Annotated in this window: 15 protein-coding genes; 4 read left to right on the top strand and 11 right to left on the bottom strand. The window is 66.2% G+C overall.

Annotation, left to right across the window (positions count from 1 at the left end):
• Positions 1 to 116 precede the first annotated feature (116 nt).
• Positions 117 to 3,203 carry a beta strand repeat-containing protein gene (locus ACLJEU_RS13340; RefSeq protein WP_414664310.1) on the top strand — a complete coding sequence of 1,029 codons (3,087 nt, stop codon included), beginning with the start codon at positions 117 to 119 and terminating at the stop codon, positions 3,201 to 3,203.
• A 192-nt stretch (positions 3,204 to 3,395) separates the two neighbouring features.
• On the opposite strand, the gene ACLJEU_RS13335 is transcribed toward ACLJEU_RS13340, so the two are convergent.
• The 3 genes from ACLJEU_RS13335 to ACLJEU_RS13325 all read right to left on the bottom strand — a co-directional run bounded on the left by ACLJEU_RS13335 (position 3,396) and on the right by ACLJEU_RS13325 (position 12,027).
• On the bottom strand, positions 3,396 to 6,905 hold the full coding sequence (locus ACLJEU_RS13335) for a pyruvate carboxylase (protein WP_414664415.1): 3,510 nt from the start codon (positions 6,903 to 6,905) through the stop codon (positions 3,396 to 3,398).
• A 163-nt stretch (positions 6,906 to 7,068) separates the two neighbouring features.
• Entirely contained in the window at positions 7,069 to 8,823 is a 1,755-nt protein-coding gene (locus tag ACLJEU_RS13330) for a tetratricopeptide repeat protein (RefSeq protein WP_414664309.1), read from the bottom strand.
• A gap of 120 nt (positions 8,824 to 8,943) precedes the next feature.
• A complete protein-coding gene (locus ACLJEU_RS13325; RefSeq protein WP_414664308.1) occupies positions 8,944 to 12,027 on the bottom strand; it encodes a TonB-dependent receptor in 3,084 nt (1,027 codons plus the stop codon).
• A 246-nt stretch (positions 12,028 to 12,273) separates the two neighbouring features.
• Here ACLJEU_RS13325 and ACLJEU_RS13320 point away from each other — a divergent pair, with 246 nt between their 5' ends.
• A complete protein-coding gene (locus tag ACLJEU_RS13320; protein ID WP_414664307.1) occupies positions 12,274 to 15,141 on the top strand; it encodes an exo-rhamnogalacturonan lyase family protein in 2,868 nt (955 codons plus the stop codon).
• A gap of 10 nt (positions 15,142 to 15,151) precedes the next feature.
• Here ACLJEU_RS13320 and ACLJEU_RS13315 read toward each other — a convergent pair whose 3' ends face one another.
• The 7 genes from ACLJEU_RS13315 to trpC are packed head-to-tail and all read right to left on the bottom strand — an operon-like array spanning position 15,152 to position 20,414.
• The gene (locus ACLJEU_RS13315; protein WP_414664306.1) at positions 15,152 to 16,204 is read right to left on the bottom strand and encodes an isoaspartyl peptidase/L-asparaginase family protein; all 1,053 of its coding nucleotides are present in this window, start codon (positions 16,202 to 16,204) and stop codon (positions 15,152 to 15,154) included.
• 44 nt (positions 16,205 to 16,248) lie between these two features.
• Complete coding sequence (locus ACLJEU_RS13310; RefSeq protein ID WP_414664305.1) at positions 16,249 to 16,767, bottom strand: GNAT family N-acetyltransferase; 519 nt, start codon at positions 16,765 to 16,767, stop codon at positions 16,249 to 16,251.
• A 31-nt stretch (positions 16,768 to 16,798) separates the two neighbouring features.
• Entirely contained in the window at positions 16,799 to 17,581 is a 783-nt protein-coding gene (locus ACLJEU_RS13305; RefSeq protein WP_414664304.1) for a hypothetical protein, read from the bottom strand.
• The gene (locus tag ACLJEU_RS13300; RefSeq protein ID WP_414664303.1) at positions 17,578 to 18,243 is read right to left on the bottom strand and encodes a hypothetical protein; all 666 of its coding nucleotides are present in this window, start codon (positions 18,241 to 18,243) and stop codon (positions 17,578 to 17,580) included. The genes ACLJEU_RS13305 and ACLJEU_RS13300 overlap by 4 nt, the downstream gene beginning before the upstream one ends.
• 37 nt (positions 18,244 to 18,280) lie before the next feature.
• A complete protein-coding gene (gene rsmA, locus ACLJEU_RS13295; protein WP_414664302.1) occupies positions 18,281 to 19,123 on the bottom strand; it encodes a 16S rRNA (adenine(1518)-N(6)/adenine(1519)-N(6))-dimethyltransferase RsmA in 843 nt (280 codons plus the stop codon).
• 3 nt (positions 19,124 to 19,126) lie between these two features.
• Entirely contained in the window at positions 19,127 to 19,549 is a 423-nt protein-coding gene (locus tag ACLJEU_RS13290; RefSeq protein ID WP_414664301.1) for a DUF5069 domain-containing protein, read from the bottom strand.
• Positions 19,550 to 19,589: 40 nt separating this feature from the next.
• Positions 19,590 to 20,414: an indole-3-glycerol phosphate synthase TrpC gene (gene trpC / locus ACLJEU_RS13285; protein WP_414664300.1), complete on the bottom strand. Its 825-nt coding sequence runs from the start codon at positions 20,412 to 20,414 to the stop codon at positions 19,590 to 19,592.
• Between the two features lie 90 nt (positions 20,415 to 20,504).
• Between trpC and ACLJEU_RS13280 the strand changes: the two genes are divergently transcribed.
• A complete protein-coding gene (locus ACLJEU_RS13280) occupies positions 20,505 to 21,179 on the top strand; it encodes a MazG family protein (protein WP_414664299.1) in 675 nt (224 codons plus the stop codon).
• A gap of 46 nt (positions 21,180 to 21,225) precedes the next feature.
• Complete coding sequence (locus ACLJEU_RS13275; protein ID WP_414664298.1) at positions 21,226 to 22,206, top strand: tyrosine recombinase XerC; 981 nt, start codon at positions 21,226 to 21,228, stop codon at positions 22,204 to 22,206.
• Positions 22,207 to 22,376: 170 nt separating this feature from the next.
• On the opposite strand, the gene ACLJEU_RS13270 is transcribed toward ACLJEU_RS13275, so the two are convergent.
• Positions 22,377 to 24,650 carry a hypothetical protein gene (locus tag ACLJEU_RS13270; RefSeq protein ID WP_457795388.1) on the bottom strand — a complete coding sequence of 758 codons (2,274 nt, stop codon included), beginning with the start codon at positions 24,648 to 24,650 and terminating at the stop codon, positions 22,377 to 22,379.
• Positions 24,651 to 24,662: the final 12 nt, after the last annotated feature.

The raw sequence follows: 24,662 nt of genomic DNA, 5'->3' as shown, positions 1-24,662 counted from the left end.
GACTTCAAAAGAGTCGCCCGGTTCTGTCTGCACTCGTGAAACAGGCTTTCCACGTCCCCGGCTTCCGGACTGCACTCTCCGCGGTGGTATTCGCGTTAATCTGTGCCTTGCCAGGTTTGACGACGGTTCACGCGCAGGTGGTCTACAACTGGACGGCCGGCGACATCGTGACGGGCACCATCACTCCCACCGGCACGACCACCGTGGCGTCGGGTGAAACGCTCAACGTCCTTACTGCCGCCAACCACGACATCAGCACGCGCACGGTCGTGAACAACGGCACGGTGCATTGGAACGACGGCGCGATTCGCGGTGGCGGATCCCTGACCAACAATGCGCAGTGGAACGATTCGACCACCGCGGCGATGAACGGCGCGTTCGGAGCCTTCAACTTCGTCAACAGCGCGGGCGCGACCTACGCGAAACTCACGGGCACAACTGACTTCCAAGTCGGCTTCACCAATTCCGGCACCATTGCCGTCAGCGGCGGCACCCTCAACCTCACCGCCGGCGGCACCTTCAATGCCGGCTCGACTGTCGGCAGCACCGGCGGCGGCGTGGTGCAGCTCACCGGCGGCACGCTCACGATGACGGGCGCCATCAACGCCTCGAATTTCGTGCTGAATGGCGGCATCGTCGCCGGCACGCATACGCTCACCGGTGTGGTGAGCTGGCTGGCGGGCACGATGAATTCCATCGGTGCCACGACGGTACCGACGGGCAGCACGTTGACGATTTCCGGTGCCGGCAACCACGACTTCGACGGCCACAGCATCGTCAACAACGGCACGATCGCATGGAGTCAGGGCAGTCTGCGTTCCGGCGGGGGCGGCATCATTACCAACAATGCAGCGTGGAACGACACCGCCGACACCTACGGGTTCAACAACGACTACGGCGGCGCGACCGCTACGTTCGTGAACGCGCTCAGCGGCACCTACAACAAGACGGCCGGCAATTCCACCATCAGCGTCCCGTTCATCAACTACGGCACGGTGGTGGTGTCCGCCGGCACGCTCAGTCTCGCGAACGGTGGCACCTTTCACGACGGTTCGACCATCGGGAGCACGGGCGCGGGCGTCGCGCAGCTGACCGGCGGCGTGCTCACCGCGGGCGGGTCCGCCGGATTCACGGCGAACAACTTCCGGCTCACGTCCGGCCAGCTCTCCGGCAACATGACGTTCCTCGGTACGACGAACTGGGTCGGCAGTAATTTCAACACCACCGGCACCGCCACCGTGGGCGCCTCCGGCACGCTCGTCATTGCGGATGGTGGCAACCACGACTTCAACAGCCATGCCATCGTCAACAACGGCACGGTGGCTTGGAGCGCCGGCGCCCTTCGTTCCGGCGGCGGTGGCACGCTCGTCAACAATGCGGCGTGGAATGACTCGGGCTCCTCAGGTTCCATTAACAATGATTATGGCGGGACGTCGCTGACGTTCACCAATGCCGCCGCCGGCACGTACACCAAGTCGGCGGGAACGACGACGATCAGCGTGCCTTTTCTCAACTACGGCACCGTGACCGTGTCGGGCGGCACGTTGAGCCTCTCCAACGGCGGCACCTTTTACGACGGCTCGATCATCGGCAGCACCGGTGCGGGCGTGGCCCAGCTCACCGGCGGCGTGCTCACCGCGAGCGGCAGCACCGGATTCACCGGCAATAATTTCAAGCTCACCAACGGCCAGGTCTCGGGCAACGTGACCTTCCGCGGCACAACGGAGTGGACCGGCACCGACTTCAACACTCCCGGCACCGCGACGATTGCCTCGGGCGCGACCTTCACCATCGCGACCGGAACCAACCACGATTTCAACGGCCATGCTTTCGTTAATCAAGGCACTGTGAACTGGACCGCGGGCCACATCCGGGCCGGCTCCGGCGGCACGTTCACCAACAACGCTCTGTTCACAGAATCGGTCGGCGGCGCCCTCTTCAACAACGACTACGGCGGCGCGGGCGGCACGACCTTCATCAACAGCGCGACGGGAACCTACAGCAAGACCGCGGGCGCGACGACGTTCTCGACCGCAACCTTCGTCAATAGCGGCACGGTGAGTGTCAGCGGCGGCGCGCTCTATCTGAACAACGCGACGTTCAACGCCGGCTCGACCATCGGCAGCTCCGGCTCCGGCAGCGTGCAGTTGGTCGGCGGCGTCCTGACGGCAAACGGAGCGGTGAACGTGCAGAATTTTCTCCTCAACGGCGGGCAGCTCACCGGCAATCAGACCTTCAGCGGCACCCTGAGCTGGCTGTCAGGCAACCTGAACACGGCCGGGACGATGACCATCGGCAGCGGCGCCACGTTGAGCATCGCCAATTCGGTCAACCACGACTTCGACGGACACGCCATCGTTAACAACGGCACGGTCAACTGGACCTTTGGTCCGCTGCGCTCCGGCAGTGGCGGTTATATTTCGAACAATGGCGTCTGGAATGATTCGGCCTTCGGGGTGACCATCAACCAGGACTTCGCGGGCGGTGCCACGTTCGTCAACGGCGTCAGCGGCACCTACAACAAGACGTCGGGCTCCACCACATTCTCAGTTCCGTTCACCAACAACGGCCTGATCAATGTTTCCGGCGGTGCGCTGACCGCAGGCACCACCTTCAATGCCGGTGGCGTGCTGAATGTCGGCAGCTCGGGTTCGTTCAATGCCACGCTGCCCGTAACGTTCGAGTCCGGGTCGGTGGTGCGGGGCGAAGGCGTCGTGGCGTCCACGACGATCAACGTCGGCGGCGATGTGGCGCCCGGCACCGACGGCACCGCCGGCTACCTGACCTTGAACGGCCTCACGACGTTTCTGCCAGGGGCGTCCGCAAAATTCGACCTGGGCGGGACGAGTCAGGGCGTGCAGCACGACTTCCTCGAGGTGGGCGGCACGCTCACGCTGGGCGGAAACCTCGCGGTGAAATTCATCAGTGGATTCAACACCTCGGTGTCCAGCACGATGACTTTCGATCTGATCGGGACCACGGCGCTGCTCGGCAGTTTTGCCAATGTGCCGAACGGCGGCACGCTGATCACGACCGACGGCCTGGGTTCGTTCAAGGTGAACTACGGCCTCACGAGCGGGTTCGCCGTCAATCACGTCGTCCTGTCTAATTTTGTGGCCGTGCCGGAACCCTCGACGTGGATCCTGCTCTTGTCCGGCCTCGGTGCCGCCGCGGTCTCGCTGCGGCGGCGGCTGCGGAGTTGACGCGCCCCGGGCAGCGCAGGCGTCCCGCCTGCGCTCCCATATAATACTAATCGCTCTTTGCCTTTGGACTTTAGCCGTGGCTACGAGCGCCAGCGAGTGGCCGTTCAGCCACTCGCTGGCGCTCGTAGCCACGATCGATCCAGAAGTCCAAAAGCAGGGAGCGATTGGTCCAAGACTCGCGCCCGCCCGGCCTCAGCTCGCGGCCGTGCGAATCTTGATCAACAGATCCTTCGCCTCGACCGTATCGCCGAGGGCGACATGGAGCTCGGCGACGACGCCATCGCACGGCGCATAGACCGTGTTCTGCATCTTCATTGCTTCCATCATGAGCAGCTTGTCGCCCTTGACGACCTTGGTGCCGACGGAGACCTGCAGTTGCGCGATCAGACCAGGAATCGGCGCAGCCACGTGAGTGGGATCGTTGAGATCCGCCTTCGGCTTGGCCTTCGTCTTCGGCGCGATGCTCTTGTCGAGAATGAAGGACTCACGCCCGATGCCGTTGAGTTCGTAACTGATCGCGCGGCGGCCCTCCTTGTCAGGCGCGCCGATCGAAATCAGGCGGATGATCAGGACCTTGCCCTCCTCGATGCTGACCGAGATTTCCTCGCCCGGCTTTAGTCCGTAGAAGAATGCCGGGGTGGGGAGCACGCTCACATCCGAGAACGCGGCCGCGTGTTTCGCGTAGTCCGCGAACACCTGCGGGTACATCAGGTGCGAGAAAACGTCGTCGTCGGTCGCAGCGCGCTTCAGGTTCGCGGCCAGCTCGGCGCGGATCTTTTCCAGATCGATCGGCGCCACGGCGGTCGCGGTGGCGGCCGCGGCCTTCCGGGCCTTGCCCGTAGCCGCCGACTTTTTGTCGCCCGTCGCGGCCTCATAGCGCGCGCGCGCCTCGGCATGTTTCTTCTCGCCGAGGACGACGAGTGACACCTGGACCGGCCAGCCGCCGTCGGGCCAGCCGAGGCCGCCCATCATCATGTCGATCACGCTCTCGGGGAACGGCATCGAGCCGGGCTCGAGGTTGACCACATCGGCCGCCTTGATCCCCTTGCTGAACAGGAAGAGCGCCATGTCGCCGACGACCTTCGAGCTGGGCGTCACCTTCACGATGTCACCAAAAAGCTGATTCACCTCGGCATACGTGCGGGCGATCTCCGGCCAGCGGTGACCGACGCCCATCGAGGCGGCCTGCTCCTTGAGGTTGGTGTACTGGCCGCCGGGCATCTCGTGGAGATAGACCTCGGCCGAGCCGCTCTTCGGCGCAGTGTCGAACGGCCGATAATATTCGCGCACCGTCTCCCAGTAGTCGGAGAATTCGTTGAGCGTGTTGACGTCGAGCTGCGTGTCGCGCGGCGTGTGCTGCAACGCGGCGACGACGGAGTTCAGGTTCGGCTGCGACGTGCTGCCGCTCATCGAGGCGAGGGCCAGGTCGACCACGTCGACGCCGGCATCGGCCGCGCGGAGCACGCTGGCGGCCGCGATGCCGCTGGTGTCGTGCGTATGGAAATGGATCGGCAGGCCGATCTCCTCCTTCAGTGCCTTGACCAACTTCTGCGCGGCGTACGGACGGCAGAGGCCCGCCATGTCCTTGATCGCGATGAAGTGCGCGCCCATGCGTTCGAGCTCCTTCGCCATCTTCACGTAGTACTGCAGCGAGAACTTGTCGCGGCGATCGTCGAGGATGTCACCGGTGTAGCAGAGGGCCGCTTCGCACACGCCGTGGGTCGCGTTGACCGCTTCCATCGCCACCCGCAGGTTCGGCAGGTAGTTGAGCGAGTCGAAGACGCGGAAGATGTCCATGCCGCTCGCCGCGGCGTGCTTCACGAAACCCGCGACGACGTTGTCCGGGTAGTTGGTGTAGCCGACGGCGTTGGCGCCGCGGAAGAGCATCTGGAAACAGATGTTCGGCACGCGGGCGCGGAGCTGGCGCAGGCGCTCCCACGGATCCTCGCTGAGGAAACGCATCGCGGTGTCGAAGGTCGCGCCGCCCCACATCTCGAGCGAGAACAGGGTGGGCGCGCGGTGCGCGAGTGCGTCGGCGCAGGCGAGCATGTCGTAGCTGCGCACGCGCGTCGCCATCAGCGACTGGTGGGCGTCGCGCCACGTCGTATCCGTAATCAGGAGTCGCTTCTGTTTCGACGTCCACTCGGCAAACCCTTTCGCCCCGAGCTCGAGCAGCTTCTGGCGGGTGCCGGCGGGCGGCGTCAGCCGGTGATCGTACGCCGGCACCGGCGCGAGCAGGAACGGCTTCTCGGGCCGGTAGCCCTTGGCGTGCGGGTTGCCGTTGACGATGACGTTGCCGATGAAGGTCAGCAGCTTCGTCGCGCGATCGCGGCGGGCCTTGAACTTGAAAAGCTCCGGCGTGTTGTCGATCAGCGTGGTCGTCGCCTGGCCGGTGCGGAACTGCTCGTGGGCGATGAGGTTTTCGAGGAACGGAATGTTCGTCTTCACGCCGCGGATACGGAACTCAGACAGCACGCGCCGGGCGCGATTCATCGCGATCTCGTACGTCTGGCCGCTGGTGATGCTCTTCACGAGCATCGAGTCGTAGAAGGGCGTGATCACCGCGCCGGCGTAACCCATGCCGCCGTCGAGGCGGACGCCGAAACCGCCGGGCGAACGGTACGCCATGATGCGACCGTAGTCGGGCGTGAACTTGTTCTCCGGATCCTCGGTCGTGATGCGGCATTGGATCGCGAAGCCATTGCGCGGGATGTCCGCCTGGTGCGGCATGCCGACCTCGGGCGAGTGCAGGGCGTGGCCCTGCGCGATGAGAATCTGGGCGCGGACGAGATCGAGGCCGGTGATCACCTCGGTGACCGTATGCTCAACCTGGATGCGCGGGTTCATCTCGATGAAGAACCACTCGTGCCGGTCGAGATCGTAGAGGAATTCCACCGTGCCGGCGTTGTCGTAGCGGACCTCGCGTCCCATGCGCGCGGCGGCTTCGCAGAGTTCGCGCACGACATTCTCGGGCAGCCCGAACGACGGGGCGACCTCGACGACCTTCTGGTGCCGGCGCTGGACCGAGCAGTCGCGCTCGTGCAGGTGGATCACGTTGCCGTGCTGGTCGCCGAGAATCTGCACCTCGATGTGCTTGGCGCGCGGAATGTATTTCTCGAGAAAGACCGCGGGATTGCCGAACGCCCGGCCGGCCTCGCCCTGGGCCTCATCGAGGAGATTGGCCAGATCGCCGGGCTTGTGCACGACACGCATGCCGCGACCGCCGCCGCCGTGCGCCGCCTTGATGATGAGCGGAAAGCCAATCGTCTTCGCGACCTTCATGGCCTCGTCCCGATCCGTGATCGGGTTTTCCGTGCCGGGGAGCGTCGGAACGCCAATGCGCTGCGCGAGGGCGCGCGCGGTGGTCTTGTCGCCCATCATTTCGAGCACTTCGGGGCGCGGACCGACGAAAATCAGCCCCGCCTTCTGACACGCGCGGGCGAATTCCGGATTTTCCGAGAGAAACCCATAACCGGGATGGATTGCGTCCACGCCCTTTTCCTTTGCGACCGCCACGATGCTCTCGATGTCGAGATATGCCGCCACCGGCCCTTTGCCGGCGCCGACCTGGTAGGCCTCGTCCGCCTTGTAGCGGTGAATGCAAAGCCGATCCTCGTGCGCAAACACCGCAACCGTCCGCAGGTTGAGCTCGGTGCCGGCGCGAAAGATGCGCACGGCGATCTCGCTGCGATTCGCCGCCATGAGCTTTCGAATCGGGCGCAGGGCGGGAGCCGCGGACGCGGCGGATGAAATTTGAGCGGGGGTTCGGGTCTTGGAAGTGGGCATGAAAAGGCGTCTAGGTCATTGCGTTGTCCGCGCGTGCCCCGCAACGACAAATCGGTGCGGTTTTTTCGCCCGTTTCGGGTCACCGCGCGAACCGCAGGTAGTCGCGGATCCGGGAGGCATTCTTCCGGGCGGACTCATCCGCGGGATCCAGCCGCGACGCCTCCTCAAACTGCGCCAACGCTTCCCCGTAGCGCCCGGCTTGGGCGAGCGCGTTGCCCAGATTGTAGCGCGCCGCGGCGTGGGTCGGGGCGAGTCGCACCGCCTCCGCATAGCGCGGCAGGGCGTCCGCCGCGCGGTTTAATTGGATGTAGGCGTGCGCGACCATGAAATGAGCCGCCGCCGCTTCCGGCTGCAGCCGCACGGAAGCCTCGAGGTGGGGCAGCGCGTCGGCTGGCCGGCCGTCCGCGAGGAGCAGTTCGCCGCGCTTCTGGTGCGCAGCGGCGTGCTCCGCCGCCAGTCGGGTGGTCGCCGCGAGCGAGTCGAGTGCTTCGGCGCGACGACCCGCGTCGAGCTGGGCGAGCGCGAGATTGTAGTGGGCCCGTGGATTCGCCGGCGCCTTGCGCACGGTGTCCGCCCACAGCGTCTGTACGGTGGCGTAGTCGCGATTGCGGGCAACCGTCGCGATCAGCAGCACGGCGCCCGCCGCGGCGGCGACGAAACCGGCGCGACGGCCCAGCCAGCGATACAACGCCGCCACCACGAGCACCACCGGCAACGCCAGCGCGAGGTAAACGCGGTGCTCGGCGATCGTCTGCGTTGCAATCGGCACCACGCTCGAACTCGGCGCGAGCAGGACGAAAAACGTGCAGCCGCAGAAACCCACCGCCGGCCAGCGGTGCCACGTGAACGCGGTGCCCACAACGATCGCGGCCAGGGCGACGCCGCCCGGCGCCAGCCGCACCGGATCGGTGATCAGCGGCGTGCCGTAGTCGAACACGAGCGCGCTCGGCCACAGGGCAAGGCGCAGGTAGTGCGCGACCGCGTACACCTGCGTTGCTGCGTATTCGGTCCACGCCGTCGCGGACGCAAAGCCCGCGGAGGCACCCCGGCTCTCCGAGCCGAAGACCAGCCATGCGAGCAGCAGCCAACTCGACGCCAGCGCCGTGTAGAACGCCGGTCGCCGGCGCAAGGCCGCGCGTACCGAGCCCGAAACAAAGGTGCGATCGTACAGCAGCAGCACGAGCGGTGCCCCGGCCATGACTTCCTTGCTGGCCATGCCGGCAAACGTGGCCGCAACCGCCGCGGCGGCCCATGGCCCCGCCATCGGAGCGCGTGTATCCGTTTCTCCCTTTCCCACGGCCCGGGCGAACGCGTACAGCGCCGCCAGCAGGCACGTGCTCGCCAGCAGCTCCGATCGCTGCATCACGTACGTGACCGACGCGGATTGAAGCGGATGAACGGCCCAGACCAGCGCGGTCCAGCCAGCGACGGCATCCGTGGACAGGGCAGCCGACGATCCGGCCAGCGGCGTCACCGACGCCAGCCCGCGCCGAACGACGCCGAAGAGCAGCAGCGCAGATGCGGCGTGCAGCATGAGATTGAGTGCGTGGTAACTCCACGGAACCGTGCCGCTGAGCGCGTGGTTCACCGCGAGCGTCAGATTCACGAGCGGCCGGCCGGTGACCGACATCCCGTCTGGCGGGACGAGAGCGCGCGCCAAGCTGACCAGCGAAGGATTCCGGGTGACGGCCGCGATGTCATCGAAGACAAAGGGAACCGCCAACGTGTTCGCGTACGCGACGAAGACCGCCGCGACGATCCCGAGCACCCAGCCGCGGCTCACGCGAGTTTCCCGTCGGTCGGGCGGCTGGAGTAACGGCGAAGGCGGCGACATGATGCGGCGGTTCACAGGCATGTCGCTGACGCGGCTTCACGACAAGTCGCGGGAACGAACACCTACCGCGAAAAGCGTGCACCGCGAACGCGGACCGTGGGCCCGCGTTCGCTCCCGTCGTCAGTTCCGGCTCAGGAACGGCACGCGGAACTGATCGAGGTTGGCGCGGAACGCCAGGCTGTAGTTGGTGCCGAACGTGCGCCGCGACGTGTTGCGCCCGCCCTGGTAGAAGTTGCGCCACGAGTCGTTCGTGAGATTGGCCCCGTTGAGCTCGAGCGTGTAGTTCCGATTCGGGAACGTGTAACGCACGGTCGCGTCCCAGCGCTGGTGGCTCGACTCGTAGACCGGACGCGAATCCGTGGCGGTCGGCGCGGTCGTGATCGCCTCGGGGAAGATCGTGGTCCGCACCTGCACATAGAACATCCGGCGCGGCGTCATGTAGCTGAGGCCCCAGTTGGCGTTCCAATCGTAATACTGGGGCGCGAGGGGCTTCGTGACCACACCCGCGCGATTGGGCGCCTGACCCTTGGTGTTCTTGTTGTAGCCGCCGAAGACTTCCCAGCCCCGCGCGAGTTCGGGGAGAAACTTCAAGTAGGGACGGAGGCTCTGCCGCGCGGAGGCCTCGAAGCCCTCGAACTCGCCCTTGCCGCCGTTGTCCTGCGTGTTGAGGTTGTAGCCGGCGTACTGACCGTCGAAGCCGTTGTCGTTGCCCGGCTCGATGACCTCGGTGCTCGTGATGATGTAGTTCGTGACCGTCTTGCGGAACCAGCCGAACTCGAGCTTGCCGGCGGACTGCGTGAACAGCTCGAACTGCAGATCGATGTTGCGCGAATACGTCGGCAACAGGCCGGTGTTGTTCACCGTGACGCTCGGGATCAGCGCGGTGTCGTTGACCGTGGTGTTGGGCAGGATCGACTGCACGCCCGGGCGCGACATCGAACGGCTCAGCGCGCCGCGGAACAGGAAGTTCTGGGTGAAGCGATACGTCGACTGGAAGTTCGGGAAGAAGTCCGTGTAGTCGCTCGTCGCGCGTTGCGTCTGCGAGTAGACCGCGTCGAAGAACTGCTTCGAGTTGGCCGGCAGGCCGACGCCCAGCGAGTTGATGCGGATGGCACCGCGGACGAAGTTTTCCGTCTGCTCGGCGCGCAGGCCACCGAGCAGCGTGAGCTGCGGCGTCACCTTGACGGTGCCGGCGACGTACGCCGACGTCACGTCCTGCGCCATCTGCTGGGTGTTCACGCGCTGGCGCTGGATGTTCGTGCCCTGAAGGTCCTGCACCGCGTTCGGATTCGCCTTCATGAACTCGCCGAACTTGTACGGATCGACGAGCGGGGGCGTGCGGATGCCGTAGAGAAACTTGTCGCCATACGTGGTCTTGGCGAACTGCGCGGCGCTGAGCTGGGGATCGTCGGCGTTGTTGGCGACGCCGTCGGGACCGACGTACTGCAGCACGATCTGGCCGGCCTGCTTGCGGCGGTGCAGCTGGTAGAGACCGACGCCCGCGCGAAGATCAAACGGGAAGCGCGCGGAGGCGAAGTCGCGGCGCGTATCCAGTTTTAAATTCCACGTCCGGTCGTTCTGGAAGCGCGGCGAGGTCTGCAGCGAGAAACTCTTCCGCGAGTTGTAGCTGTTGAGGTCATAGAGGTCGGGACCGGCGATCTGCGTCAGCGACAGCGGCGCGGGCGTGCCGGGTTCAGCGGTCATGCGGACGGCGACGGCGTCGGCGGCCACGAGGTTGAACTGCATCGACTGGATCATCGCCGGCAGGTCGGTGACCTTGGAGTCGGACTTGGAGTAGTTCGCGGAGTAGTCGATCTTCCACGGCCCGAAGCGGTGCTCGACGGCGCCGACCACGCCGTAATTGGCGCTCACCGAATCGCTGTAGTCGTTGAAGACATCGACGAGGGCGTTGCGCACCGTGGCATCCGTGGTCGTGGACGCGGCGTCAACCGTGCCGGGACGAACGCGGAACGTGTGACTGCGGTTCTGACTGAGGTAGTTGTTGGCCGTGGTGCGGAGCTTGAGCACCGTGGTGCTGCCGAGCTTGTAGTCGGCGTTGAAGCTGAGCGTGCGGCGGTTCTTGACCTGCGGGCCGTCGACGAGGGTGAAGGTGTTGACGTTCATCCGGGACGCCTCCGTGACCGGATTGGCCGCGGTGCCGGCGGTGAACGGCGAGTAGCCCATCGCGTAATTGTGGCTCGGGTTGATCACGTTGCTCTCGAAGTAGGAGAGGGAGAGGCCAAGCGTATTGTTCAGAAACGCCTCCGAATAGTTCACGCTGCCGCCCGGCTTGATGCGGTGCGTGGCGCGCGAACCGGGACCGTCCATCTTCCAGTGCATCATCTCGCTGTTGGCGGAGAGCGAGAAGGTCGTGCTGAACCGGCGGCCCTTCTGCGCGAACGCGTTTTTCGTGACAGCGTTGACGACGCCGCCGGTCGCGGGCGCCATCCACGGCGGCGGTGCCTTGAAGACCTCGATGGTCTCGATGTTGTTGATCGTCGCCTGGCTGAACTCGAAGGCGCGGCTCGAGGCGTCACTGCTGCCCGTGCTCGAGCGCGGCGGCGTGCCGGCGGCCGCGGGCACTTGGCCGTCGAAGGTGAACACGGTGGACTCGGGATCCTGGCCGCGCATCGACACCGTGCTGGCGTCGGCGTTGGAGAAGTTTACCTGAATGCCCGGAATGTAGCGGAGAAACTCGCCGATGTTGCCCTCGGCGACATTGCCGAGCGTGTCGGCGGAGATCGCCTGCACGAAGAAGTCCGCCTTCTTCTGCTGGTTGATCGCGGCGGCGTTGCCCTCGACTTCCGCGGCCACGACGAAGGCGTCGAGTTTGTAGATGGCCGCGGTGAGGTTGAATTCCTCCTGCACGGTCTGGCCGGCGGGCACCGTCACGGTGCGCGTGAGCGTATCCAATCCGGCATAACTGACCTCAAGGGTGTAGCTGCCCGGCGCGAGATTGGGGAGCGTGAAGCGGCCTTCGCGATCGGTCAGCACCGCGGTCGACGTGCCCGCGATCTTCACCTCGGCCGTGCCGAGGAAGAGGCGCGTACTGGCGTTGGCGACGGTGCCGGAGATGGTGCCGCTGCCGGACTGCGCCGCGTGGCCGGGCAGGGCGCACGCCAGCGTCCAGGCGAGGAGGGCAAGACAACGTGCGGGCACGTGTCCGCGCGCAAAGTGCAGGAGGGTAGACAGGATCGTTTGCATGGTTCAGCCGGAGTCGGAGGTAGCGGGGCGAGGTCCGTAGAGAACTCGCCGGGGGAACGGATGGAGCCAAGTGTCGGTGGTCCGGACAGTCAACGGGACTCGCGGATGGCGCGACGAACCTCGCGTCGGATCGGTGAGGAAACGCGAGCGACGTTGACTGTCCGCCGACAAAGCGCCGCATTTGCGTCCTGCGTTGCAAAACGAACGCGACGTCCCCGCGTCGTAGCGTCTTCCCTGAATCCCTGCATGAAACCCCTGTCGTTCGTCCGGTCCTGCTCGTTCCGCGTGTCGCTCATTCTGGCGTCCGCCCTGCCGCCCGGCGGATCGCTGGCCGCCGCGCCCGCGCCCGTTCCGCTCACCTGGTTGGGCCAGACGCCCGCGCCGCTCCCGACCGGTGTGAGTTGGGGGGTGCCGTGGCCGCAGGGCGCGTTGCCGAAGACGCAGGCGTTTGCGCTGACTGCCGCCGACGGCAAGGCCCTGCCGCTCCAGACCTGGCCGCTGGCGTACTGGCCGGACGGCTCGCTGAAGTGGAGCGGGTTCGCCACGGTGGCGGGTCCGGAGGCGACGGGCTTCACGCTGGCCCCGGTCGAGTCCGCGCCCGTATCCGGCCCGGCCCTGCGCGTGCGGCAGAGCGACACCGGGATCGAGATCGATACCGGCAAACTCAGGGCGCGGCTCACGCGCTGGGGCGCGAACCTGATCGACTCACTCACGGTGGACGGACGCGAGGTCGCGCGGACCGGCCGGCTCGTGTGCATCGTGCAACATGGCCCTGACGGCGCGTTCGACGAGGCGCCACGGCGCGAGCGTTTCACCGGGCGGATCAGCAACCTCACCGTCGAGCAGTCAGGTCCCGTGCGCGCGGTGGTGAAGATCGAGGGCACGCACAAGGCGGTCGCGGGATCCCGCGAGTGGCTGCCGTTCGTGGTGCGACTTTATTTTCACGCCGGTCAGGAAAGCGTCCGGCTGGTGCACACGATCATCTACGATGGTGACGATCAGAAGGATTTCATCCGCGGGCTTGGCCTCGAGTTCGGCGTGCCGCTGCGGGAAGAAATCCAGAACCGGCACGTGCGTTTCTCCGGCGAGAACGGCGGCCTCTGGGCCGAGCCGATCCAGCCGGCGGTCGGCCGCGGCAACGCGATCGTCACGTACCCGCGGGCCGACGGCAGCAATGTTTATCCCGATCAACTCGCAGGCAAACGCATCCCGAACAAGGCCGAGCTCAGCGAACGCAGCCAGGGCTGGCTCGCGGACTGGGCGGTGTGGGATTCCTTCAAGCTCGTGCAGCCGAACGCCGACGGCTTTTCCGTCGTGAAGCGCACCAACGCCCAGAGCGCGTGGATTCCCTGCGGCGCGGGCCGGCGCGCGTCGGGCCTCGTGTTTGTCGGCGACGTGAGCGGCGGTCTCGGCGTGAGCGTGAAGAATTTCTGGCAGTCGCATCCGGCGTCGCTCGAGGTGGCCAACGCCACCTCCCAGGAGGCGACCCTGCGGGTGTGGTTGTGGTCGCCCGACGCCGAGCCGATGGACATGCGGCACTACGACACGCGGGCGCACGGTCTCATCGCCGTGTACGAGGACGTGCAGCCCGGTCTGAGCACGCCGCTCGGCGTGGCACGTACCAGCGAGCTCACGCTTTTTCCCTCCGCGGCCGCGCCCTCGCGCGAGACGACGGTGCAACAGGCCCGGCTTGGTGAACAGCTGCCGCTCATTGTCGCCTCGCCCGCGTATCTGCACAGCGTGCGCGCCCTCGGGCTCTGGAGCCTGCCGGACAAGGCGACGCCGTTCAAACGCGCGGTCGAGGAGCAGCTCGAGAGCACGCTCGCGTTCTATCAGCACCACATTGAGCAGCAGCGCTGGTACGGCTTCTGGGATTTCGGCGATGTGATGCACTCGTACGATCGCGAACGTCATGTGTGGAACTACGACCTGGGCGGCATGGCGTGGGATAACACCGAGCTCGGGACCGACATGTGGCTGTGGCTGAGTTTTCTGCGCACCGGCCGCGCCGACATCTTCCGGATGGCTGAAGCCATGACGCGGCACACGAGCGAGGTGGATGTGTACCACACCGGCGCGCTCGCCGGTCTCGGATCACGCCACAACGTCCGGCACTGGGGCTGTGGTGCCAAGGAGGCGCGCATCAGCATGGCCGGGCTCAAACGCTATTATTACTATCTCACCACCGATGAACGCACCGGCGATCTCATGCGCGAGGTCGTGAACGCCGACGCCACGTCACTGCACCTCGATCCGATGCGGCTCGCCCAGCCGATCACCGAGGCCGAGAAGAAATACCCGGCCCGCATCCGCGTGGGCCCGGACTGGTTTGCCTTTGTCAGCAACTGGATGACCGAGTGGGAGCGCACCGGCGACGCGAAGTGGCGGGACAAGATCGTCGCCGGCGTGGAGTCGCTCCAGGCGATGCCGTACTGGATCAAGTCCGGGAAGAATCTGGTTTACGGATACGATCCGAAGACGGGCAAACTGTACCACGTGTCCGACCAGGTCGGCTCGTACAACCTCGCCACGATCCAGGGTGGGGCGCAGGTGATCTTCGAGCTGAACGAGTTCCTCGGCCACGCCGGCTGGGACAGGATGTGGCTGCAGTACTGCCGCATTGGCAGCGCGCCCGCCGAGGTGCTGAGTCGCGACCAGACGAGCGGCGATGAAGGTGCAGACGGTCGCTACCTCGGCGAACAGGGTGCGTCGAGCCAAGGCACGCCCCGGCTCGCGGCCTACGCGTATTGGAAAACCAAGAACGCCGCGTTCGCCCGGCCCGCCGTCGCGTCACTGCTGCGTTTTGGCGGCGGCCCCATCGCTACGACGCGCGTCGCAGGTCCGCTCGTGCTCAATCCCTTTGACGAATCCGCGCGCATCAGCACGAACGGCGCGGCGCAGAGCGGATTGTCGGCGATCGAGATTCTCGAACTGTGCAAGGACCAGCTCCCGGTCGAGGTCCCGCCGCCCGAGGCGATACCCGCGGGTCGCGGCGGGCGCGGCGGACGTGGCAGTGGTGCACCGGTGCCGCTGCCCGCTACACCGAATCCCGCGGCTTCCGGCGGCGACGTGCGCAACACCCGGCTCGCGCCGGCCGGCGAAGCGCCGCGCTGAACGGGCGCGCCTACTTGTTGCCGAAAATCGCGACGTCCTCTGCGCCGCTCGAGATGCGGAACGCCCGGTACATGCCGGGCGTGTTGAACGGCAGGGCGACGTTGCCGTGGCGATCGATGCCGATCACGCCGCCATCGCCGCCGAGCTGTGCGACCTTGGCCAGCGTGGCGTCGGCGGCCTGGGCGAGCGGCGTGCCCTTGTATTCCATCTGCGCGGCGATGTCGCGGGCCACGCCGATGCGGATGAAATATTCGCCGTGGCCGGTCGCGCTGACGGCGCAGGTGGCGTTGCTGGCATAGGTGCCGGCGCCAATGATCGGCGAGTCGCCGACGCGGCCGAAGCGTTTGTTGGTCATGCCGCCAGTCGACGTGCCCGCGGCAAGATTGCCCTGCGCGTCGAGCGCCACGCAGCCGACCGTGCCCCATTTGCGTTCCCAGTCCACCGCGTGATCGCCCTCGTCGCTGATCGAGACCTTGCGGCCGCCGGACGCCTTCTCGAGTTCCTGCGCGCGCTTGAGATCGTCGCGGCGGCGCTCGGTTTGAAAATAGGTGTTGGGCACGAACTCAATGCCCCCGATCTGCTCGGCGAACCGTTCCGCGCCCGCGCCCGTGAACAGCACGTGCGGTGATTTTTCCATCACCGAGCGCGCGAGCCGAATGGGATTCTTGATCCGCTGCACGCCGGCGATCGCGCCGGCCCCGAGCGTGCGTCCATCCATGATCGACGCATCCAGTTCGCAGATACCGTCCGCGTTCAGCACTGCGCCCTTGCCCGCATTGAAGAGCGGCGAGTTCTCCAGTGGCAGGATGGTGGCAACCACGGCATCGAGCGCGGAACCGCCCGCGGCCAGCACGGCGTAGCCGGCGTCGAGCGCCTGTTTCAACTCGGCGCGATACTGCGCCTCGAGCGCCGGCGAGAATTTCTCCCGCAGAATCACGCCGGCGCCGCCATGGAGGGCCAGACCGAACGGGCGGGCCGAGGCGGCTGCATCGGCGGCGGAAACCGTGACACTCATGAGGGCGAGCACGCCGGCGAGCGCTGTACGTTGGAGGAGGTGCGACATGATGGGAGCATTGAGGGTGAAGACCGGAGGAACACGCAACGCCGTCACGCCGCCACGCGCCGGCCGACGATGATCAAATCGCGTTCGACGCCGTCGAGCACCGCGATCCGCGGCAGATGCCCCCAGCGGACAAAACCGTGATCGGCGAAGAGTTGGAGGCTGGGCTCGTTGTGGCCGAAAATGTAGCCGAGCACCGTATGCAGGCCGAGCGCCGGGGCGCGGTTGATGGCCTGCTGCAGGAGATAGCGGCCGAGTCCCCGCCGGCGGTGCGCCGCGTCCACGTAGAGGCCGATCATCGCCGTTCCGTCATAGGCCGCGCGCGGAAAAAAAGTGTCGAAGCTCAGCCAAGCGCACACGGTGCCGTTCGCATCGCTCGCGACCCAGAGCGGCCGCGTGGGCGTTTGGTGGGCGAGGAACCACGGGCGCCGCGCCTCAACCGATACCGGCTCGAGATCAGCCGTGACCATCCGGCTCGCGATGGTCGAATTGTAGATCGCGACAATCGCCGGTAGATCGGCTTCGGTGGCGTCGCGCAGCGCAAACGTTCCAGGCGGAGTGGTCATGAAAGGTGGGGTCCGGCGGGCGCGAGCGCGGTCATCGTTTCGCCCGATCGGCGGAGAAGTCGAAGCCGATTTTTCCCACCGGTGTGACGCCCTGCCACTTCAGCAGATCGCCGCTTTTCGTGTCGAAGGTGAGAATCATGTCGAACACGCCCGGCCGCGGCTCCGCGGTCGCCGGCGAGTAACGATAGCGCACGATCGAGCGGGTGCCGTCCTCGCGCTCCTCAGTGGGTGCGCCGAGCAACCGATCGATGGCCGGAAGTCGGGGGCGGGCGGCGGCGATGTCGGCGCCCGCGACCGTTGCCTCGATCTGTTTGCCGAGCTGATCGACTTTGCCGCCCCCAAGGCTGCGAATCACTCCGACCAGAAAGGATTTTGGCATCAGCGCGAAGTAGCGCTCGGGAATCGCGACCCGCGTGAGCTTGTCTTCGACGAATGTGAATTCGAGGAGGATATCGAACGGCACCTTCTCCGGCGCTTCCGACGACTTCTGCTTCACCATGCGCACCTGCCACTGCTCCGCCTGGCCGATCTTTTTCGTATGCTCCGGCTTCACGCCGATCCAGCGGATGTCGTTCGAGCGGACGACCGGGGTGAGGCAAATGAGCGCAAGTCCGTCCTGCGTCTGCAGCGAAAAAAAACGATCGAAGCGCGCGAGCTGCTGCTTCAGCTCGAAGAGGCGGAGGTACACGCAGCCGCTCAGGAGCAGCGCGGCGGCCGCGAGGGCAATGACGGCAACCTTGGGAGCGCGGGCGGCTTGTCCGCCGGACCAGCCGCGGCGGGCGGAACGCCTGCGCTCCCCGGTGCCCGCGATCACTTCTTGGCGCTCTCGGTCGCCGGCAGTTTGGCGAAGGAGATCTTGCTGACGATGTCGAGGAGCCGGTTGCGGAGGATCTCGTCTTCCTCGGCCGTCGTCTTGCTGTAGCTCTTGCCCTCGATCACGCGCTCGGCGAGTTCGGTGCTGATGACGAAGATGTGGCCGCTGCGGACAAAGAGGAGATTGCCGCGCTTCGCGACGGGAACGCGCGTGCCGCTGAGCTGCGGCACGCGATCCGCGAACATCGTGCCGCCGGGCACCATCAGATAGGTGAGCAGGCTGCCCTCGAGCGTCCCGGGTACGAACTTCGCGCTTTCAATCTGCACGCCCTCAAACGTCTGGCGGAAATCGGAGAGGACAAAGTTGCTGAAGAAATAAATCAGGTAGTCCTTCAAGCCGCGGGTCGACATTTCCCAGCGCTGCGTGGCGTCCTGCGGAAAAGCGGCGATGCTGACGTGGACATTAAAGTCGTCCTGAAACGTCACCACATTCGGTGTGTCGGTGATATCGCCACCGAGCTCCGGGAGCACGGGAATGACGACCTTGAACAGGCCGGTCGGCGAGATGTACACCTTGCCTTCGACCTTGCCCTGGAGCCCTTGGGCCTGGGCGGTGACGGTGGCGGCGATAACGGCGAGAACTGCGAGCGTGGAGCGAAACATGGGAGGGTTTATCTCAGTAGCGGGGCTGGAATGGCTTTCAAGCCAACGGTGGGAAAAGAGTGGATAGCTGGCGCCACGCGTCGACGGGAATCGCTTCAGGCCGCGTCTGATCTGAGAGATGGTGCTGCGCCAGAAGTTCCCGCCAGCCCGTGACACCCGCCGGGAGCCGGGCGCGGAGCAATGCGCCGATCTGTTTTCGGCGCTGCTGAAAGCAGGCACGGATGATGGCTTTGGCGTGCGTCGAAAAAACAAATGGCGCGGGCTTGCGCACGAGGTTGAGCAGGTGGGACTCGACGTCCGGCCGCGGAAAAAAACATCCGGCCGACACCTTGTGGCCGGGCGCGATAGTGTAAGCCGCCTGCAAGAAGACCGAAATCGCCCCGAACGATTTTGTGCCCGGCTGCGCCGCATAACGCTGCGCTGCCTCCTGTTGGAGCATGAGCACCAGATGCGAGGGCAACGGACCGCCGAGTACTTCATCAAGCCACGGCGTGGCGATCGCGTACGGCAGATTGGCGACCACTTTGAATTCGTGGCCCGGTACGGGCGCGAGTCCGGCCAGCGGCTGTTCGACGGCATCGCCCTCGAGCAGATGGAAACGGCTGGGAAACTTCGGCAGCAGCTCCGCTTCGAGATGGGCGTGCAGCGTGCGGTCCTTCTCCACGGCCCAAACGTCGGCGCCCGCTTCCAGCAGCGCGGTCGTCAGGGTGCCGAGGCCGGGGCCGACCTCCACGACGGTGTCGCCTGCCTGCACACCGGCGAGCTCGAGCGATTTGCGCACGATGTTGCCGTCCACCAGAAAATTCTGGCCGAGGAAACGCTTCGGCGAGTGGCCGAGACGGGCGAGCAGGTCGCGGGTCTCGGACGGGGAGAGCGGCATGGTTCAGCGCGGCGCGCGGCCCTCATCGACTTCGTAGTAATCGAAAAAGGTCAGGAGGTCGGTGCGGTGAGCGAGGCCGCTGTCGGCCTTATTCTTCTCCAGGCCCGGCGTCGCCTCATCGCGCCAGCCGCGCTTGGCGGCAAACCCATTCCAGATCATGGCGTCGACGTCGTTGATCGGCCGGCCCGTCTGCTGGACCCACGCAAAGATCTCGTCATCGGTGCCACCCGCGAGGACGCGCGTGCGCAACGCATCGTAGCCGACGCCGAGGAAGTGACAGAGCCGGCCGTCAAAGCCCTTGCCCAGATACTCGAGATGCTCGTCGTGCAATTCGTTGCGCGCGTGCTTGCGGATCTTGTCGAGCGTGCGCGCGAAAAAATACAGGCCGCCGACTTTGATGAACGCACTGATGGGACGTTGCTTCATGGAAAAATGAGCATGGGCGCGCGGGCGTCTCGCCCGCAACTCAGGAAGCGACCGACGTGCGTGAACCCGCCGCCCGGAACTGCGCGATCAACTCCGCCGGATCGGACGCACGCATCAAGGCCTCGCCGACGAGCACCGCGTGCGCGCCCGCCGCCCGCACCCGCGCCACGTCGGCCCCGGTGTGCAGCCCGCTTTCGCTGACGGCGATCACGTCGCGCGGAAACTGCGGAATCAGCCGCTCGCTGAGCCCGAGATCCGTTTTGAAAATCGCGAGGTCGCGATTGTTCACGCCGATGATGCGGGCGCCGTGCGCGACCGCGCGGCCGATCTCGGCCTCGTTGTGAATCTCGAAAAGAGCGTCGAGCCCGGCGGCCCGCGCGGCGTTGAACAACGCCGTGATCTCGGCGTCGTTAAGCGCCCGCACGATGATCAGGATCGCGCTGGCCCCGGCCTCGCGGGCCTCGAGCACCTGCAGCGGGTGCACCATGAAATCCTTGCGCAGGCACGGGGTCGCGGGCGGGTTGGTGCGGAAAAATGCGGTGACTCCCCGCAGGTCGGCGAGCGTGCCGCCGAAGAATTTTTCGTCCGTCAGCACCGACAACGCATCAGCGCCGGCGGCCTGGTAACGCATCGCCTGATCGAGCGAGGACGCGCCGGCCTTGATGTCACCGGCCGAGGGCGAACGACGCTTGATCTCGGAGATCACGGCCACGGTGCCGTCGGCCCGGCGCAGGGCCGAGGCAAACGACGGCGGGCGCGGCAACGAGGCATCGGCCCGGGCGAGTTCCGCCTCCGAAACCGGCCGCAGCAACGGCGCGATTTCGCGACGCTTCCAAGCCATGATTTCGGTGAGTTTGTCGGACATTTGAAGCTCACGGAACACACGGAAACGGCGGAAGACAAAGCGGAAATTTTTCCGTGTATTCCGCCCCTTCCGCGGGCAACGTCCTCGGCCATGAGCGCGATTGACGATCTGAAGGCCACCATGGCGCGGTTGCGCGCTCCGGACGGTTGTCCGTGGGATCAGGAACAGACGCACGCCACGCTGGTGCGCTGCCTGATCGACGAGGTGAGCGAGCTCATCGACACCATCGATCGCAACGATCTCCCGCACATGCGCGAGGAGTTGGGCGACGTGCTCATCCAGGTGGTGTTTCACGCCCAGATCGCCGCGGAAAAGGGGCTTTTCACCTTCGACGACGTCGCGCGCGACATCAACGAGAAGCTCATCCGCCGGCACCCGCACGTGTTTGGATCGAGCCGGCTCGAGACGTCCGAGCAGGTGATTGTCGAATGGGAGAAGATCAAAGCCACCGAGAAGAAGCACGGTCCGGTCAGCGCGGAAGCCCGGGTCTTCAAGGAACTGCCGCCACGGCTGCCGGCGCTGATGTTTGCCGAGGCCGTCTGGAAACAGATCGAAAAGAAACAGCTGCCCGCCGCTGGCGTCGTGGACGTCGACCAGGTGCAGGCGCTCGGCCGCCAGCTCGACGCGGCGTCGCTCGGTCGGATGCTGTTTGAACTCACCGCTGCGGCCCGGGTCCATGGGCTTGATCCGGAAGGCGCGCTGCGGCTGCACGCCACGCAGGTCATGGCGGCGATTGAGGCCAAGACCACCGTCGTCGCGAAGTAGCGCTGGCCCGCGCTGCGCCTCCGACACCGGAACCAAGCCGACCCTGATGGCCACTCCGCCGCGTCCTTCCGCGAGCCCCGCCGTCGCGGCGTCGCCGCCCGCGCTTCCGCCGGAAGTCGTGGCCGAGTGGTGGACGCCGTTTGAAACCTACCTCGCCAGCGAGCGGCGCTATTCGGCGTATACGGTCCGCAACTACCGCCAGGCGTTCGAGGATTTCTACCGTTGGCTGGCGTCGCCCGGAGTGGATCGCTGGTCCGGCGGCTTCGACGCGCTTGGCACCCGCGAGATGCGCGACTTCGTCATCGAGGCGCAGCAGCGCTTTGATCGCAGGACGCTGCACAATCACGCCTCTGGGCTGCGGACGTTCTTTCGCTACTGGATGAGCCAGGGCCGGCTGAAACGAAATCCGCTGCTGAACATCCCGCTGCCCAAGCTCGAGAAGCGGCTGCCGAAATTTCTCACCGAGGAGCAGATGAAGCTACTCCTCACCGGACCGCAGCGTCTGCTGGAGAACGGCGGCATCGATGCGCACAGCGCATGGCGCGACCGGCTGGCGATGGAACTGATGTACGGCGGCGGCCTGCGCGTCAGTGAACTTGTCGCGCTCAACTACGGCGCGATCGATCTGGATTCCGGTGTGGCCCGCGTGCTGGGCAAGGGCCGCAAGGAGCGGCTCTGTCCGCTCGGTCAGGTGGCGCTCGGCGTGTTGAAGAAATTCCGCGAGAGCTTCGCGATCGATCGCGGCCCGGATGCACCCGTGCTCGTCAATCCGAACGGCCGGCGCATGAGCGTCGATGCCGTGCAGTTGATGTTGAAGCGTTACCTCGCGCTGGCCGGGCTGCCGATGGATCTCACGCCGCACAAGCTGCGTCACTCCTATGCAACGCATCTGCTGAATGCCGGCGCCGATCTGCGGCTCGTGCAGGAACTTCTTGGTCACTCGCAGCTCGCGACCACGCAGCTCTACACGCACGTGAGCATGGCGCGGCTGAAGGAGATCTACGCGAAGGCGCACCCGCGCGCGTGAGCACCTCCGCCGGCGCGGGGAGCTCTGCCGCGCGCGGAGAGTGCAGTGCCCACTGTCTTATGTAGCTACGAGCGCCAGCGAGTGGCGGCGTCGTCGACGGACGAATGGCGCAGCAGCGCTAGGAAGCCCCGCCACTCGCTGGCGCTCGTAGCCACGGAGGCGAGTGGGTGTCACCACGTCAGTCGCTTCGCCGTGCCGTTGCCGGCGGCGTCGAAGAGTGTGACTTCAAGCGACGTGGCGTTGGAGACACGGGCGAGGGGCATCTCGAGGGTGAACGTTTCCTCGCGGCCATCGCGCACGCCATCGCCCGGCTGCTCGACCGTCTCGCGCACGTTGTTGTTGAAGACGACCTCGATACCATCGAGCAGCGAGAGTTGATCACGGCCGCGCACGGTCACGATCACCGCCGTGGCGGTGCGTTGTGCGGTTGCCTCGATCATCTCCGGCGCGGTGTGATCGATGATGAGATCATCGGTCTCGAACGTCTGGCTCAGGCGCTCGCCGGCGGGCCGCGGTGAAGTTTCCGTCGCCACCAGCCGGGTGAAGTAAACGCCGTCCGCGAGGTGCTTGGTGTCGAACTGCGCGTAGTTATCCCGGCTGGACGCAACGACGTCGGTCCACGTCGGATCTCCGTCGCGCCGGATGGAAAACGTGTTGAGCAGCGTGTCGCCATCCGGATCGGTCACGGTCCACGTGATGAGCTGCGTGCCCGGTGACGGCACGACGTTGCTGCTCATGAAATTCGAGCGGCGGCGGTCGTCGTCCTTCGGCCCCGCCAGGATCTGGCTCAGCGACACGACAGCCGGGGGCAGGGGATCCTGCGCGGCGATGACGGCGAAGCCCGGCGTGAGAATCCGGAAATCCTGCAGCTGCGGCCGACGGTTCTGCGGGAGGCCGAAGAGGGAAGCACGATCGATCTCGAGTCCGGCGGTGGCGGCTGCCTCCGGAATCCGGATACGCAGCTTGGCATAGCGTCCGCGCACATTGTCCGCGCGCCAGCCGTAGTCGGTGCCGGCGGCGAGCGGCGTCCACGGGCCCCAGCCCTCGACGTCGTCGGTGCCGTTGCTGGTGCGAACGTCCACGCCGAGGCTGGCGTCGGGAAGATTGCGCAGGCGGTTGAAACGCAGCGCGCCGAGACGCGACGCCGTGGCGAGATCGAGCCGGCGGGTTTCCGCCTCGCGCGGTCCGGAGGCGGCGAAGTCAATCACGGCGAGGCCCGGGGCGTTGTTGCGCAGGGCGAGATAGCGCGCAGGGCTGGCGGCGTTGTCACCAGCGGCGGCGAGCGGCACGAGTCCGTTGAGCTGGGAGGAAATGCTGCCGGCGAACGTGAGCGACAGCCGCGCCTTCACGTCGTAGCCGACCAGTTCGCCCTGTTCGCCGCCCGTGACGAGCAGGAGATCGCCGCGGCGGATCACGCGATAGAACGCGGCATTGCTGCGGGACATCAGGACTTCGGCGAAGCCGCCCGCTGGAAACCACAGCAGCGAGGACCGGCCGCCGAAACGCTCGGCCTGCGCCGGCGGCGGCGTGGACGGTTCGTCCTTGGCGCCGGCTTTGGCGGCCGAGGCGGAGGGCGTGATGCGCGATTCGTTCGACGTGGAGGAGAACACCACGGTCGCGTAGAGATCGCCGTTGGGCAGCGGCAGCAAATCGGTGACTTCGGCGTCGCGATTCTCCTGCAGGATCACCGGCGCGCCACCGGCGCGGGGGAACGTGTAGAGATTGCCCTTCGGGGCCGACCCGGCGGCGATGCGGCCGTCCGCCAGCGCGGTGATCCGGCGGACATTGCGGTCGCGAATCTCACCGAAGAGCGTGATGCCGCGCGCGGCGAGTTGCGCCGAGTCGGTGAGTTTCTCCGTGACGAGTCCGCCCGCGGCAAACGTCTCGAGATCGACCTGGTAGATCCGACCCGGGTTGCCGGTGGCGACGAGCGCCGTGCGGGCGTCGACGAGAAGGAGATCGAAGATGGAATCAACCGGCAGCGTGACGCGCGCGAAGGCCTTATCGTCGCGCACCAAATAGAGAGCGCCTTTCGGCGATGTGCCCGCGAGCAGCGATCCATCCGGCAGGCGCCTCAACGCGAACACCTGCGGGTCGTCGAGTTTGACCACCTCGCGGGTGGAGAAGCCCGACGCGCTCGCGTCGAGCGAGGCCTCGAGGATGCGTCCGTCCGGGCCGGTGCCGATGAGCCAGCGCGACGGATCGGCGGTCGCTTCCAGGCACCACAGCAGATCGGCCGGCGCCGGTGCGGAGAGATCGCGCAGGGCAGGGCCGGAGACCAGCCGGCCATCGGAGCGCGTGGCGAGGCCCTTCAGGTTGCGGCTCGGGATGTCGCGAAAAAAATCGATCTCGATTTTCTTGGACAGCGGTTCGGCGAACGCGGCCGTGGCCGCGAAACACCCGAGCATCACGTGAAGGGCGGGGAAAAAGGCGCGTCGAAGCACGGGCACAACACG

The sequence above is a fragment of the Terrisphaera buseokensis genome, assembly GCF_047521145.2.
GTDB lineage: Bacteria > Verrucomicrobiota > Verrucomicrobiia > Opitutales > Opitutaceae > ER46.
This window is presented reverse-complemented; position numbering and strand designations above follow the sequence as displayed.